The organism is Enterobacter cloacae complex sp. HYC033_NIDB, from assembly GCF_056673335.1.
Window position 1 is genome coordinate 1742970 of sequence record NZ_CP115123.1, and the last position, 15309, is coordinate 1758278.

A 15309-nucleotide genomic window follows, 5' to 3' on the forward strand; every position below is an offset into this window, starting at 1 on the left:
TTATGCTGACTTTTCTGGCGACCTTTGCGGTGTTTGTGCTGGTGATCTTCGGCATGTCCTTAGGCTGGATCATCAAGCGTAAAAGCATTCAAGGCAGTTGCGGAGGCATCTCTTCCATCGGAATGGAAAAAGTGTGCGATTGTCCGGAACCGTGCGATGCGCGGAAAAAGCGGATGGCTCGCGAGCAGCAACGCATTCTTTAGTCTTCCAGGTCGGGTAAGGCAACGCCGCCACCCGACAATTCCTGCGCGCACTTCTCAACCCTCATTTGTTTACTGTATACTTATCCAGTAATAAGTGAGGGCTTACTATGCGCAAAATAATCCATGTCGATATGGACTGCTTTTTTGCCGCAGTGGAGATGCGTGACAACCCGGCGCTGCGGGATATTCCGATCGCCATTGGCGGCAGCCGGGTTCAGCGCGGTGTCATCAGCACCGCCAACTATCCTGCTCGCAAATACGGTGTACGCAGCGCCATGCCGACAGCGATGGCGCTGAAACTGTGCCCGCATCTCACTCTTTTGCCCGGACGTTTTGATGCCTATAAAGAAGCATCGAGCCACATTCGGGAGATCTTCTCCCGCTACACCTCACTGATTGAACCGTTATCGCTGGATGAAGCCTATCTGGATGTCACCCACAGCGTGCACTGCCACGGCTCCGCCACCCTGATGGCGCAGGAGATCCGCCAGACTATTTTTAACGAGCTGAACCTGACGGCATCGGCAGGCGTCGCGCCGGTCAAATTTCTCGCCAAAATCGCCTCCGATTTAAATAAGCCCAACGGCCAGTACGTCATCACTCCGGAAGAGGTTCCGGCGTTTTTAAAGACGCTGCCGCTCAGCAAAATCCCCGGCGTGGGCAAAGTTTCCGCCGCGAAGCTGGAAAGTATGGGGCTACGCACCTGCGAAGATGTTCAGCGCAGCGATCTGGCGCTGCTGCTTAAGCGTTTTGGTAAGTTTGGCCGCGTACTGTGGGAACGCAGTCAGGGCATTGATGACCGGGATGTGAACAACGAACGGCTGCGTAAATCGGTCGGCGTTGAACGCACACTGAGCGAAGACATCCATGACTGGACCGAGTGTGAAACCATTATTACGGAACAGCTTTATCCTGAGCTTGAACGACGCTTACTGAAGGTCAAACCGGATCTGCTTATTGCCCGACAGGGCATCAAACTGAAATTTAACGATTTTCAGCAGACGACGCAGGAGCACGTCTGGCCACGCCTCAACAAAGAGGATCTTATCGCGACGGCGAAAAAGGCGTGGGAAGAACGGCGGGGCGGACGAGGGGTGAGGCTGGTGGGGCTGCACGTCACCTTGCTGGATCCGCAGCTGGAGCGTCAACTGGTGTTGGGACTGTAGATTACGCTAATCGTAGGCCCGGCAAGCGTAGCGCCACCGGGCATCAAACGGCTAATTACTTAACAGGAATTGCTTTCAGCAGCTCAGTCAGCAGCGTCCAGTAGTGACCGACGCTTTCAATGTGAACCTGCTCATCCGGGGAGTGTGGCCCGGTGATGGTTGGCCCGATGGAGACCATGTCCATATCCGGATACGGTTTCTTGAACAGACCACACTCCAGACCCGCATGAATAACCTGAATGTTCGGGGTGCTGTTGAACAGTCGCTGATAAGTTTCACGCACCAGTGCCATGACCGGAGAACTTGCATCCGGCTGCCAGCCCGGGTAGCTGCCTTTTGCAGACGTTTTCGCGCCCGCCAGGGTACCCAGAGATTCCAGCATGCTCACAACGTACTCTTTACCGCTGTCGATCAGGGAACGGATCAGGCAGATGATCTCTGCGCTGTCGTCACCCATGGTCACCACGCCCACGTTCAGGGAGGTTTCCACCACGCCTTTCGCCACGTCAGAGTTGCGAATAACGCCGTTTGGCGTTGCGTTCAGCAGCTGGACGAACGTGTCACGAGACTGTGCGGTCAGCGCGGCTTTATCCGTCGTAACGGACTCCAGCACCACCGTCAGGTTTTTCTCTTTTGCAGACAGTTCGTTTTTCAGGATCTCCAGATACACGCTGGAGAGGTTTTTCAGCTCGTCCGCTTTCGCCGCAGATACCGCCACGGTAGCGAAGGCTTCGCGAGGGATCGCGTTGCGCAGAGTACCGCCGTTGAAGTCCACCAGGCGCAGATCCAGTTCAGCGGCATGGCCCGCCAGGAAACGCGCCAGCAGTTTGTTGGCGTTGCCCAGGCCCAGGTGAATATCACCGCCGGAGTGACCACCTTTCAGCCCTTTCAGCGTCAGCTTAAAGGTCTCGAATCCGGCAGGGATCGCTTCGCGGGACAGCGGCAGGGTAGAGATGAAATCGATCCCGCCCGCGCAGCCCATGTAGATCTCACCCTCTTCTTCGGAGTCGGTGTTGATCAGAATGTCCGCTTGCAGCCAGTTTGCCTGGAGACCGAACGCGCCATCCATGCCCGCTTCTTCAGTCATGGTCAGCAGCACTTCCAGCGGACCGTGTTCAACGCTGTCGTCAGCCAGCACGGCCAGCGCGGAAGCCATACCAATGCCGTTATCTGCGCCCAGGGTCGTGCCGCGCGCCTTCACCCACTCACCGTCGATGTACGGCTGGATCGGGTCTTTTGTGAAGTCGTGAACGGTGTCGTTGTTTTTCTGCGGAACCATGTCCAGGTGCGCCTGCAATACCACTGGCTTACGGTTTTCCATACCTGCGGTGGCAGGTTTGCGGATAAGAATATTGCCAACCTGGTCGCGCTCAGCGTGCAGACCTTTTTCCTTCGCCCAACCCATAATATGTTCGGCAAGCTGTTCTTCGTGATAGGAAGGGTGCGGAATGGAGCAGATTTTGGCAAAAATATCCCACAGTGGCTGTGGAGATAATTGAGACAGTTCAGACACGATAGGTCTCCTTGTCGATGCGCTGCAAAACAATGTTGCAGGTCACAGGGTTAGCAGGTTGATTGTTACCACAAGTCAGGCTTGCGAGATGCAACTGAGAATACCACTTTCTCCCGTGGCTGGTAGCATTAAGCATGTAAAAACTCAGGCTCATGGCGCGTAACACTGGTTTTTAGTGCGTCAGATCTCTATAATCTCGCGCAACCTGGTTCACCCTCATTTTTTTAAGCCGTATATAAACAGGCTGGGACACTTCACATGAGCGAAAAATACGTCGTCACCTGGGACATGTTGCAGATTCACGCACGCAAACTGGCTGCGCGTCTGATGCCTTCCGAACAGTGGAAAGGCATTATTGCCGTCAGCCGTGGCGGTCTGGTACCGGGGGCGCTGCTGGCACGTGAGCTGGGTATTCGTCATGTCGATACCGTATGTATCTCCAGCTACGATCACGACAACCAGCGCGAACTGAAAGTGCTGAAACGCGCGGAAGGCGACGGTGAAGGCTTTATCGTTATCGACGATCTGGTGGATACCGGCGGTACCGCGGTGGCTATCCGCGAAATGTATCCAAAAGCGCACTTCGTCACTATCTTTGCGAAACCAGCGGGTCGCCCACTGGTTGATGATTACGTTATTGATATCCCGCAGGATACCTGGATTGAACAGCCATGGGATATGGGCGTGGTCTTCGTACCGCCTATCTCTGGCCGTTAATTTCAGTACGTAACTTTACACGCCCGGTTATGCCGGGCGTTGTTCTTTTTAGCCTGCCACGCGTTACAATGGTCTTCATATGACGTATCCATGGAGGCAACGCAATGACGCAGGCGAATCTGACCGAAACTCTCTTCAAACCCCGTTTCAAGCACCCTGAAACGTCGACGCTGGTGCGTCGGTTTAATCCGGGGACAATGCCTGCCGTTCAGTCAGCGTTAGACGGTAAGAACGTGCCGCACTGGTATCGAATGATTAACCGCCTGATGTGGATCTGGCGCGGCATCGATCCGCGTGAAATCCTCGACGTGCAGGCGCGTATCGTGATGAGCGAGTCCGAGCGTACCGACAGCGATCTCTACGATACGGTGGTGGGCTACCGTGGTGGAAACTGGATCTACGAATGGTCAAAGCAGGCCATGCTCTGGCAGCAAAAAGCGAGCCAGGAAGAAGATGCCACTCTCAGCGGCAAGCACTGGCTGCATGCGGCAAACCTTTACAGCATCGCTGCATACCCGCATCTGAAAGGCGACGAACTGGCAGAGCAGGCCCAGGCGCTGGCAAACCGGGCTTATGAAGAGGCCGCCCAGCGGTTGCCTGGCCGGATGCGTGAAATTGAGTTCGCCATTCCCGGTGGCAGCCCGGTGACCGGATTCCTGCATATGCCGGAGGGGGAAGGGCCGTTCCCGGCGGTTCTGATGTGCGGTGGACTGGACTCGTTACAAATTGACTATTACAGCCTGTATGAGCGCTACTTTGCCCCAAACGGAATCGCCATGCTGACGCTTGATATGCCTTCCATTGGTTTTTCATCCAAATGGAAACTTACGCAAGACTCCAGCCTGCTGCACCAGCATGCTTTAAAAGCGCTGGAGAATATCCCCTGGGTTGACCACACCCGGGTAGGCGCGTTTGGCTTCCGCTTTGGCGCTAACGTCGCGGTACGGCTTGCCTACCTTGAATCTTCACGCCTGAAGGCCGTCGCCTGTCTTGGCCCGGTGGTGCATGCTCTGTTAAGCGATCCTGCGCGTCAGGGTAGCGTTCCTGAGATGTATCTGGACGTACTGGCGAGCCGACTTGGCATGCATGATGCTTCAGACGAAGCGTTGCGCATTGAACTTAATCGTTATTCATTAAAAACGCAGGGCTTACTCGGCCGCCGCTGCCCAACCCCGATGATGTCCGGTTTCTGGAAGAACGATCCGTTTAGCCCGGAAGAGGAGTCACGCTTAATCACGTCGTCATCTTCTGACGGTAAATTGCTGGAGGTACCCTTCAGCCCGGTGTACCAGAATTTTGACAAAGCGCTGAAAGAGATCACACGCTGGATCACGCAGAGATTGTGTTAATAGTTTGCTAAATTTCGTTGGTTTGGTAAAACAGTGCTTCACAAAAGGAGATCGCAATGACGTTACCGAGTGGACACCCGAAAAGTAGACTGATTAAGAAGTTCATGGCTCTTGGCCCGTATATTCGAGAAGAGCAGTGTGAAGAGAATCGCTTTTTTTTCGACTGCCTGGCTGTTTGCGTCAACGTGAAGCCTGCACCCGAAAAACGTGAGTTCTGGGGCTGGTGGATGGAAATGGAAGCACAGGAAAACCGTTTTACCTATAGCTATCAGTTTGGCCTGTTTAATAAAGACGGGCACTGGCAGGCGACGAGCATCAAAGATCAGGAAGTGATCGATCGTCTGGAGCATACGCTAAAAGAATTTCACGGCAAAGCTCGTGACCTGCTGGCAACGCTGGATCTGAAGCTGGAGCCTGCGGACGATTTTTCCAGCGAAGCGGTGAAACTGAGAGCCTGATGATGTCACAGCGCCGGGTGGCGGCTACGCCTTACCCGGCATGAAAAATTTACTATCCCGTACGCCCGGTAAGCATAGCGTCACCGGGCACAAAAAAACCGGCTCAGCGCCGGTTTTTTATTACCACAACATCAGAACTGGTAGGTCATGCCCAGCGCAACGATATCATCGCTGCTTACGCCCAGTTTATTATCGTCATCGATCTGGTTGATCTTATAATCAACAAACGCAGACATATTTTTGTTGAAATAATATGTCGCACCTACGTCGATGTATTTCACGATATCTTCATCGCCGATACCTTCGATATCTTTGCCTTTAGACTGCACGTAACCCAGAGATGGACGCAGACCAAAGTCAAATTGATATTGCGCGACCACTTCGAAGTTTTGCGATTTATTTGCAAAGCCACCGGAAATAGGGGCCATATTGCGGGTTTCGGAATAGATAGTGGCCAGATAAATATCGTTGGCATCATATTTCAAACCGGTTGCCCAGCCTTCTGCTTTTTTACCTTCGCCGCGTGCCTGAAGGTTTTGATCGTTAGTGCGATCGGAGCTGGCATACGCACCAATCACAGAAAAATCGCTGCCGCCGAAGTCATAGCTCAGGGAGGTACCGAAGCCGTCACCGTTTTGCTTCTTCACGTCGCGGTTTTCATTTTTGCCCTGGTATTGCAGGGTCATATTCAGGCCGTCAACCAGGCCAAAGAAATCGGTATTACGGTATGTGGCCAGACCGGAGGCGCGTTTCGTCATGAAGTTATCGGTCTGTGCCAGGCCGTCACCGCCGAACTCCGGGAACATATCGGTGTATGCGGCGACGTCATACAGCGCGCCCAGGTTACGGCCGTAATCCAGTGAGCCGAAGTCTTTCAGTTTCAGCCCGGCAAATGCCAGACGTGTTTTTTGAGAAGAGTCGCTCTCAGCTTTGTTACCTGCGAACTCAGCTTCCCAACGTCCGTAGCCCGTCAGCTGATCGTTAATCTGCGTTTCACCCTTAAAGCCGAAACGAACGTAAGTCTGGTCACCATCCTTAGCGTCATCATCACTGATGTAGTGCATTGCTTTTACTTTGCCGTACACGTCCAGTTTATTCCCGTTTTTATTATAAACTTCTGCTGCCTGAACAGATGCGGAAGCAACTACGCCCATTACCACTAATGCCAGAGTGCTCTTTTTCATTTTCAATCCTGATTTTATAAAAACGCGCTAATATTCGCTGAGTAATAAGATTCGGCTTATTACCCCGTGAAAAACAGGAAGGGTTTTATCGTTCGTGGGTGAAAGTTTTATGACAAAGTAAGAATATGTCTAAAAAAGTATGTTTTAATTTTTCGGTAATAAAATTGTCAAAATCTGCCGCTACGCTTCCTGATCCCGCGCAACAAAGTGACGGGTCATGCGCTAAGGCAGTTGGCAACGGAGCTGACACCTGTTAAAACGTCTGACTGACATCATTTTCCCTTATTGTTGAACGGCAGAGAATCATGAGTGACAGCCAGACGCTGGTGGTAAAACTCGGTACCAGTGTGTTAACAGGCGGATCGCGCCGCCTGAATCGTGCCCATATCGTTGAGCTTGTACGTCAGTGCGCTCAGTTGCATGCCGCAGGGCATCGTATTGTGATTGTGACTTCCGGGGCGATTGCCGCCGGGCGTGAACACCTGGGCTACCCCGAACTCCCCGCGACGATCGCCTCCAAACAGCTGCTGGCCGCCGTGGGACAAAGCCGACTCATACAGCTCTGGGAACAACTGTTCTCCATCTACGGCATTCACGTCGGGCAGATGCTGCTGACGCGTGCGGATATGGAAGACAGAGAACGTTTCCTGAACGCCCGCGATACGCTGCGTGCCCTGCTGGATAACCATATCGTTCCGGTCATTAACGAAAACGACGCTGTTGCCACCGCTGAAATCAAAGTGGGCGACAACGATAACCTCTCTGCGCTGGCGGCGATCCTGGCAGGGGCCGATAAGCTGCTGCTTCTGACCGATCAGCAGGGGCTGTTTACCGCTGACCCGCGCTCTAATCCACAGGCTGAACTGATCAAAGACGTTCACGGCATTGACGATGCGCTGCGTGCCATTGCGGGTGACAGCGTTTCTGGTCTGGGGACAGGCGGCATGGGCACCAAGCTCCAGGCCGCGGACGTGGCGTGCCGGGCCGGTATCGACACCATCATCGCCGCGGGCAGCCGTCCGGGTGTGATCGGTGATGTGATGGAAGGCATCTCTGTGGGCACTCGCTTCCACGCCCAGGCGTCCCCGCTGGAAAACCGAAAACGCTGGATCTTTGGTGCGCCACCGGCTGGCGAATTGACCGTGGATGAAGGCGCGACCGCCGCTATTCTGGAAAGAGGAAGCTCGTTACTTCCAAAAGGAATTAAAAGCGTGACAGGCAACTTCTCGCGTGGTGAAGTGATCCGAATCCGTAACCTTGAAGGTCGCGACATCGCTCATGGCGTAAGTCGTTATAACAGCGACGCGCTGCGTCGGATTGCTGGTCACTATTCCCAGCAGATCGACGCCATCCTGGGCTATGAATATGGCCCGGTTGCCGTGCATCGTGACGACATGATTATTCGTTAAGGAGCCAGAACATGCTGGAACAAATGGGCGCAGCCGCGAAAGCCGCCTCTTATAAACTGGCGCTCCTTTCCAGCCGCGAGAAAAATCGCGTGCTGGAAAAAATCGCTGATTATCTGGAATCTCAGTCGCAGGAAATTTTGCTCGCCAACGAGCAGGATCTGCTGGAAGCGCGTCGCAACGGCTTGAGTGAAGCGATGCTCGATCGTCTGGCGCTGACCCCTGCGCGTCTGAAAGGTATTGCCGACGACGTCCGTCAGGTGTGCAACCTCGCCGACCCGGTAGGGCAGGTGATTGACGGTGGGGTGCTCGACAGCGGATTACGCCTTGAGCGTCGCCGCGTGCCGCTTGGCGTCATTGGGGTGATTTACGAAGCGCGTCCAAACGTGACGGTGGATGTCGCCTCCCTGTGCCTGAAGACCGGTAACGCCGCGATCCTGCGTGGCGGGAAGGAGACCTGGCGCACCAACGCCGCGACGGTAAACGTCATTCAGCAGGCGCTGGAGGAGTGTGGTTTACCGGCGGGTGCCGTGCAGGCGATTGAAAGCCCCGACCGTGCGCTGGTCAACGAGATGCTGCGCATGGACAAATACATCGACATGCTGATCCCACGCGGCGGCGCGGGCTTGCACAAGCTGTGCCGTGAGCAATCTACCATTCCGGTGATCACCGGTGGTATTGGCGTATGCCATATCGTAGTGGATGACACCGCGGAGGTAGAACCTGCGCTGAAGATTATCGTCAACGCTAAAACACAGCGTCCAAGCACCTGTAATACGGTGGAAACGCTGCTGGTGCATCAGGGCATCGCCAGTACCTTCCTGCCAGCGCTGAGCAAGCAGATGGCGGAAAGTGGCGTCACGCTGCATGCGGACGAGAAGTCTCTCGCCCTGCTGAAAGACGGTCCGGCGAAGGTCGTTCCGGTTAACGCGGAGCAGTACGACGATGAGTATTTGTCGCTGGATCTGAACGTGAAGGTGGTTGCGGGTCTCGATGACGCTATTGCGCACATTCGTGAACACGGAACCCAGCATTCTGACGCGATCCTGACGCGCACCCTGCGCAATGCCGATCGGTTTGTGAATGAAGTGGATTCGTCTGCGGTTTACGTGAATGCCTCGACGCGCTTCACCGATGGCGGCCAGTTCGGTCTGGGCGCGGAGGTGGCTGTGAGCACTCAGAAGTTGCATGCCCGCGGTCCGATGGGGCTGGAAGCGCTGACCACCTACAAGTGGATCGGCTACGGTGATGATACGATTCGTGGGTAAATAATCGCGGGTGATGCAAAAATAGCCGTTTGATTCAAAAGGGCATTGACGCATCACCCGGTTAGATCTACTCTTTTGCCCCGTGGTTACGCTCGTAACCGGCCTTTCAGGGCCGATATAGCTCAGTTGGTAGAGCAGCGCATTCGTAATGCGAAGGTCGTAGGTTCGACTCCTATTATCGGCACCATTTCAAACTCTTCTCAAGTCTACCGAAATCAACTTAAAGCCCGTATAATGCGGTTTCTAGCCCGTATCTTATCTCCTGTTATCAACTGGACTCAACCGGAATCAAGTTACAGTTGGGGGCATAAGTGGGGGCATTCTGTGTTCGGTCCAGGGAGATGCCCCCAATGAAGCTAAATGCACGGCAGGTAGACGCCGCTAAACCCAGAGAGAAGGCCTACAAGCTGGCAGATGGTGCTGGCTTGTATCTTGAGGTTGTTCCCTCTGGTTCCAGATATTGGCGGATGAAGTATCGCTTCAATGGAAAAGAGAAGCGTATGGCTTTTGGTGTCTATCCAGCAGTGTCCCTTGCACAAGCGAGGGCACTACGAGATGAAGCCAAGAAAAAACTGGCCGAGGGTATCGATCCATCGTTTGCTAAGAAAGAAGAAAAGTTGGTTCGCGATGTCCAGCTCAATAATACGTTTCAGGCAGTGGCGCTTGAATGGCACGGAACGAAGGTGAGCCGATGGTCAGAAGGGTATGCTTCTGACATTATCGAAGCCTTCAATAAAGATATTTTCCCCTATATCGGCCAGCAGCCGGTGAATGATATCAAACCTTTGGTTCTGCTGAATGTGCTACGTCGAATGGAAAACCGTGGCGCGACAGAGAAGGCCAAGAAGGTTCGCCAGCGCTGCAGCGAAGTTTTTCGTTACGCCATCGTCACCGGTCGTGCGGAATACAATCCTGCAGCGGATCTAACCAGCGCGATGTCAGGGCATGAATCGAAGCATTATCCCTTCCTTACTGTTGAGGAGTTACCAGACTTCTTTAAAGCTCTCGCAGGCTATACAGGAAGCCCGTTAGTTGTTCTTGCAGCACGTCTGCTGATTCTTACGGGAGTACGCACCGGTGAGCTCCGAGGTGCTTTCTGGAGTGAGTTTGATCTTGAAAAAGCGGTGTGGGAAATTCCTGCCGAACGAATGAAAATGAAGCGGCCCCATCTTGTGCCTCTCTCTACCCAAGCGCTGGAAATCGTACAGCAACTCAAAGTTATGTCAGGGCAATATCCGCTGGTGTTCCCAGGGCGTAATGATCCCCGCAAGTCGATGAGCGAAGCGAGTATTAATCAGGTATTCAAACGGATTGGGTATACGGGGAAGGTAACGGGGCATGGTTTCCGTCACACGATGAGTACGATTTTGCACGAGGAAGGGTTCAATACGGCATGGATCGAAACCCAGCTTGCGCATGTTGATAAGAACGCGATTCGAGGGACGTATAACCATGCGTTGTATCTAGAAGGGCGAAGGGAGATGATGCAGTGGTATGCAGATTTCATCGGTCAAGTAGGCAAATTCCAGCTAACCCCTAGCTTATGCAGCTATTAGCTTGATTGCTTGATAGAGTGGTAAGGGGCAAGTAGAGCCTCTTCTCATCGAAGAGGCTGAACCAACGTGAGTTTATTTTTTGCCTTCGAAGTTAATGCTTTACGCAAATTTTTTGTTGTACCGTAGGATGTGAAGATCTGCGGAGGTTAGAGATGAAAATCATGCTATGTTAGTCACTGAGGAGTGAGTCAAAATGTTATAACTTTTTCAAAGAGGCGTTGTATCGTGAAAGTTGTCTTTAATGTTAATGGTAAAAAAGTCCCGCTCGAATCTCTGCAATATATAAGTAAAGCAAATCAACTTGAAGTTATGCGGAATTGGTTTTTTGAAAATTTCGAAGATCCCGCAAACTCTTGTCCGTATGAATCCCGTGAAGGCGGATATGCTTACATTTATGGTGGCCCATACGAAGCAAGTGAAGAGTTGCAAGCGATGTTTGAAGGGTACGTGAAATTTGATTATATCCAAGAACTAGTTAATGATTTACAAGAACAGTGCTACGAGTGGTCAGGTAATTCAAATAATATTAATGATTGGTACGACGAAGACTTGTACGATGCTGTTACATCTTCCGAACAACCCTTTTCTAAGTTCGTTGAAAGCATTGATGGAATAAAAATGCTGGCTAAAGGCGAATTTAAAGATAAGCAAAAAGAACATCTGCTTAGCATCTTATACATTAACGTCATTACAGCTTTGGAAACTCTTTATGTTGAGTTGTTTATTAACTCCATAGATAAAAATGACTCATACCTTAAAGATTTCATAGAAAAAGGTAAGACGGAATTTAAGGTAAGTAAAGAAATATTGGCTTTGCCATTCAAAGGAGAATCTATTGAAAACATGAGGGCGGAATTGATTAAAGCAATCAAAGAACATCTGATTAGTGCAAGTTGGCATAGTACAAACAAAGTTGTAGGTCGTTATAAAGCTACATTTGATATTAATGTACATAAAGAGTGGCCAATAGATGCGATAGAAATAGCTACACAAAAGCGTAATCATTTAGTCCATCGTGGCGGAAAAGATAAAGAAGGTAATTCGGTAGTGATCACCGAACAAGATTTAGAAATGTTGCTGGATCACGCACAAGCTCTTGGAGAAAAATTGTTTGATAGCCTTGGTGTGGCATTACAGAAAAAAGATGAGAGTGAATTTTGAGTCTCGAGGTCGGTTAATACTGCTACCGATAACGAGCAAGCAACTGATACTCGGCAGGCAGTGCCTGCCTGAGGATTACTTTTTACTTCCAAATTGAATGCCGAGAAGTTTATTCTCTGCTTTATCACCACGAAGAGTAAGGACAATTTTTGATTTCAGTTCTAACATTTCGATTTCAGATAAAGTTGTTTCCATAGCATTAAAGTTTTCAGTATTTAAAGATGCTATATATTGCTTTCCGCTTCGTTTTAATGACTGATTGACAAAAGAGAACCATCTTGCGCGAACACCTGGATCTATATCGGCAAAAAGACGATTATCATGCCATAGCATATCCATGGCATGGTTTTCGCCACATGTAAATACTAACCAGTCAAAGCATAATATCCTAGCATCATTGATCCCATCCGAATCATCACCCTCGATTTGGATGCTTAGATCATAACGGATTTTGTTGTCACCAGTATTAACATCTAAAACTATTCCTGCTGGTACCCTCGGGTACATTATTTCTGCGAGTTCAGCAAAAAATTTATCATATTCTGAAAGAGGATTTGTAGAAGCATAGTTCACCGCTAATCTGTCTTGTTCAACTTTTCTTTCTCTTAGATTTTGAGCTTTCTTTTGAAGGTTAATAGAGAAATTTAAATAATCATGCAGCCTTTCTTTTTCTTCTTTAAATTCAGCCAGTTGTCTCGCTATGACTGCGTATTCATCAAATGCTTTCTTGCCTTGCAGGGATTCCAAATATGAATCACGTAATGCCGAAATATCATTAATGTCAATTTTAAGAGATTCAATTTCTAACAAAAGTTTTATTTTATCATTTTCAAGTCTTTTCTTTCTGTTAAAAGATAATGATTTGTGAAAATTTTCAACTGACTCAAAATGGGCCAATGTTTCTGGCTTGAAAATCTCTTGTAAGCCATTGTACAGTTCAAGAAGATCTTCTCTTGAAATATCAGGGTGTGATAATAAAGTTTTTTCTATATTACTAACTTTAAATTCAGCTATATTTTTATTTTTTTCAACTTCTCGTAATTTTATAGTTAAACTGTTTGTTTCATTCTCAATAGCTCTGTATTGCTCGTGAACTTGAAATGTATTAAGTTCATCTTGCAGTCTTGGGATCTCTCTTTCTAGCCATTCATAGCGTACTTTAGGTTGAGAGCCTGCTCTAAACATGTCTTTAAGAATATCATCGTCTTGCCAATTTTTTAGGGATTGACTTACTTTATCCAGTTCTTGCTTATTATTTCTTTTGGATAATATTAAATTATGATCTATGCCGAGAAGAAATGCGGTGCGAAGCAATGCTTCAAAGTCTTGCTCCTTTTTTGTCCTAGTTGGACTGATGCAGTCATCTCTGGTATATCGCGAAAAACGCTTAAATAAAGATCTAAATGATAAATACGGAATGTTATTCTCAAGATTAAATATCCCTATTTTGTCTAATAGATCTTTAAATGCTTTTAGAGATATTGTTTTGTCATTTAATAATAATTTTTTCCCATTTCCCGTTCTAGATATTAAGTATTCAACTCCATTATGAGAAAAAAGTAACGAGAACCACCAATCTGGAACTGCTGAAGTTAATTTTTTATCAGCATTAGCGCCTAAGCAATGTTGAACGAGGCCGAGAATAAGTGTCTTGCCGACTCCGTTACTACTGCCTTCTTTTTCTTTAGAGCTATCACCAATAATCAACGTTAGCCCTGTGTCATTGAAATGCACTGGATGAAAGGTTGGCTGATCGCAAGTTAAGCGAATTAACTTCATTTAACTTTCCTTATTTTGTAATTTGTCATCAATGCTGCATATTGGCATTATTCTGTTTTCGTTATCTAGCATTATTTGTTTGATGCAAAAAAGAATGTCTACGGCAAGCATAAATTGTGTAAAAGAGGGCGTGATTATCGTTGATTTATTTTTTCGCTCTACTTTTGTCCATAGTTCTTCTATGGATACCGGTCCATCAATTAACGAACGGGTGTATCCTGCAATCGCAATTAGGGAGTTACTAAACCTAACATGCTTATGTGGCAGAAGCATTGCTTGGATGTTCATAAGCATCACATGTCTCAAAATATTTAGCTAAAATTAACTCTGCTGCAAATCGATAACTCGCGACCGCACTTGTGGTAACTTGAGGGGGAAGGAGTTTATCTATCATCCAAGTGTATCTTAAATCTGCATAATTGTGGTTATCTTCAGTTATCGCCAATTTGCTTTTTGCATAAGTTTCTTTAACTTCTTGAGCTATAGTTTGTTCAAGACCGCTATCAACAGAATCTAAAAATTCATTTATCAAATATAGTTGATAACTAAAAGATTCCAGCCTGCTCTTTATTGGTTTTGTAATACCATTTATTTTTATTTTATCTTCGAAGTCCGGGGCGGTTTCACTTAAAAAATTTATGGGTGAAGAAGATTTTTGTGCTAAAAAAGTCAACACTTCGCCAACAGCTCGACTATCTGTAAAATCCAAATCAACCTCAGGAATGAAACCTACAATATCTTGCTTTTCACCCTCAGATAATGACATAAATTTTTGAAGGAGCTCCATCCCGCCCATTGCACCTGCGTGATTAAGACTTTTACTGATTGCAAGCGAATTTAATGAAAGTCCAACAGGTGCTGGAATACCCTTAAAATAATCATTCATTACAAAAGTATATTTTGATACTTTCCCCCATTTGGCGACTAATTTATCAAAGTCGCCAATCGATTTATTAACAGCTTCTAGCTCTTTGGTTTGATTTGAAGGTTTAGGCCCATAAACTTGGAAGTAATGAGCTTCATGAGCAATCCACCCATCATTCCCGCCATCTCCCCAGTTTCCCCAAGGGGAAACAGCTTGAAAGCCAGGAGTTGCGTATTGCATAACCTTCGAAAAGAGCGCCTGAAAACTGTCTCCCATACATTCGTGTACTTTTAACCGAAAGAACTGTCTGTAGAGGTAATCTTGCTGTGTCGAACTCATTTTCCTCTCATCCATGATGAACACTCTTAGTGATAATATCCTCTCATTCATTGTTGTAAACCTATGATTAGCAAAATTGGAGATGATTTCACTTTGCACGGCGCTGGAACAGTCGCAGCCTAAGATCTCTCGTCATCTGGCGATGCTTCGGGAAAGTGGCCTATTGCTGGATCGCAAGCAGGGCAAGTGGGTTCACTACCGCTTATCTCCGCATATTTCTTCTTGGGCTGCTCAGGTAATTGAGCAGGCTTGGTTAAGCCAACAGGACGACGTACAGGCCATCGCCCGTAAGCTGGCATCAGCAAACTGCTCGGGTAGCAGTAAGGCTGTTTGTATTTAAAAAAT

The 15309-nt window shown here is 48.8% G+C and carries 14 protein-coding genes, 1 tRNA gene and 1 pseudogene; 11 read left to right on the forward strand and 5 right to left on the reverse strand.

All coding sequences use genetic code 11. The features are described from left to right. Window positions 1–2: 2 nt before the first annotated feature. Together nqrM and dinB are read left to right on the forward strand one after the other, a co-directional pair. Window positions 3–203, forward strand: a complete 201-nt coding sequence (gene nqrM, locus O1721_RS08200; protein ID WP_032647342.1) for a (Na+)-NQR maturation NqrM — start codon at window positions 3–5, stop codon at window positions 201–203. 107 nt (window positions 204–310) lie between these two features. Then, complete coding sequence (gene dinB / locus O1721_RS08205; protein WP_023295965.1) at window positions 311–1369, forward strand: DNA polymerase IV; 1059 nt, start codon at window positions 311–313, stop codon at window positions 1367–1369. A gap of 55 nt (window positions 1370–1424) precedes the next feature. Here dinB and pepD read toward each other — a convergent pair whose 3' ends face one another. After that, window positions 1425–2882: a cytosol nonspecific dipeptidase gene (gene pepD / locus O1721_RS08210; RefSeq protein WP_032647344.1), complete on the reverse strand. Its 1458-nt coding sequence runs from the start codon at window positions 2880–2882 to the stop codon at window positions 1425–1427. Between the two features lie 258 nt (window positions 2883–3140). Here pepD and gpt point away from each other — a divergent pair, with 258 nt between their 5' ends. From gpt to crl, 3 genes are all read left to right on the forward strand, one after another. Beyond that, window positions 3141–3599, forward strand: coding sequence for a xanthine phosphoribosyltransferase (gpt, locus tag O1721_RS08215; protein ID WP_003863205.1), 459 nt, complete (start codon window positions 3141–3143; stop codon window positions 3597–3599). A 104-nt stretch (window positions 3600–3703) separates the two neighbouring features. Further along, window positions 3704–4948: an esterase FrsA gene (gene frsA, locus O1721_RS08220; protein ID WP_032647346.1), complete on the forward strand. Its 1245-nt coding sequence runs from the start codon at window positions 3704–3706 to the stop codon at window positions 4946–4948. Window positions 4949–5004: 56 nt separating this feature from the next. Then, a complete protein-coding gene (gene crl, locus O1721_RS08225; protein WP_006809999.1) occupies window positions 5005–5406 on the forward strand; it encodes a sigma factor-binding protein Crl in 402 nt (133 codons plus the stop codon). 131 nt (window positions 5407–5537) lie between these two features. Here crl and phoE read toward each other — a convergent pair whose 3' ends face one another. Next, the gene (phoE, locus tag O1721_RS08230; protein ID WP_032647348.1) at window positions 5538–6590 is read right to left on the reverse strand and encodes a phosphoporin PhoE; all 1053 of its coding nucleotides are present in this window, start codon (window positions 6588–6590) and stop codon (window positions 5538–5540) included. 305 nt (window positions 6591–6895) lie between these two features. Between phoE and proB the strand changes: the two genes are divergently transcribed. The 5 genes from proB (at window position 6896) to O1721_RS08255 (ending at window position 11981) form a co-directional block, all read left to right on the forward strand. Beyond that, window positions 6896–7999, forward strand: coding sequence for a glutamate 5-kinase (proB, locus tag O1721_RS08235; protein ID WP_032647351.1), 1104 nt, complete (start codon window positions 6896–6898; stop codon window positions 7997–7999). Between the two features lie 11 nt (window positions 8000–8010). Continuing rightward, entirely contained in the window at window positions 8011–9264 is a 1254-nt protein-coding gene (proA, locus tag O1721_RS08240; RefSeq protein WP_032647352.1) for a glutamate-5-semialdehyde dehydrogenase, read from the forward strand. A 111-nt stretch (window positions 9265–9375) separates the two neighbouring features. Beyond that, a tRNA-Thr gene (locus tag O1721_RS08245) sits at window positions 9376–9451 on the forward strand. Window positions 9452–9614: 163 nt separating this feature from the next. Beyond that, complete coding sequence (locus O1721_RS08250) at window positions 9615–10820, forward strand: tyrosine-type recombinase/integrase (RefSeq protein WP_023303126.1); 1206 nt, start codon at window positions 9615–9617, stop codon at window positions 10818–10820. A 225-nt stretch (window positions 10821–11045) separates the two neighbouring features. Further along, entirely contained in the window at window positions 11046–11981 is a 936-nt protein-coding gene (locus O1721_RS08255; protein ID WP_023303127.1) for a hypothetical protein, read from the forward strand. A gap of 75 nt (window positions 11982–12056) precedes the next feature. On the opposite strand, the gene O1721_RS08260 is transcribed toward O1721_RS08255, so the two are convergent. Genes O1721_RS08260 through O1721_RS08270 form a run of 3 tightly spaced genes read right to left on the reverse strand, consistent with a single transcriptional unit; the run spans window position 12057 to window position 14964 of the window. Next, on the reverse strand, window positions 12057–13760 hold the full coding sequence (locus O1721_RS08260; protein WP_023303128.1) for a DUF2326 domain-containing protein: 1704 nt from the start codon (window positions 13758–13760) through the stop codon (window positions 12057–12059). Next, window positions 13761–14054 (reverse strand): ABC-three component system middle component 6, encoded by a 294-nt coding sequence (locus O1721_RS08265; protein ID WP_023303129.1) that lies wholly within the window; start codon window positions 14052–14054, stop codon window positions 13761–13763. Then, a complete protein-coding gene (locus O1721_RS08270; RefSeq protein WP_032649950.1) occupies window positions 14017–14964 on the reverse strand; it encodes an ABC-three component system protein in 948 nt (315 codons plus the stop codon). The genes O1721_RS08265 and O1721_RS08270 overlap by 38 nt, the downstream gene beginning before the upstream one ends. Window positions 14965–15049: 85 nt before the next feature. Here O1721_RS08270 and arsR point away from each other — a divergent pair. After that, window positions 15050–15304: pseudogene (arsR, locus tag O1721_RS08275) on the forward strand (As(III)-sensing metalloregulatory transcriptional repressor ArsR); the annotation flags it as partial. Window positions 15305–15309: the final 5 nt, after the last annotated feature.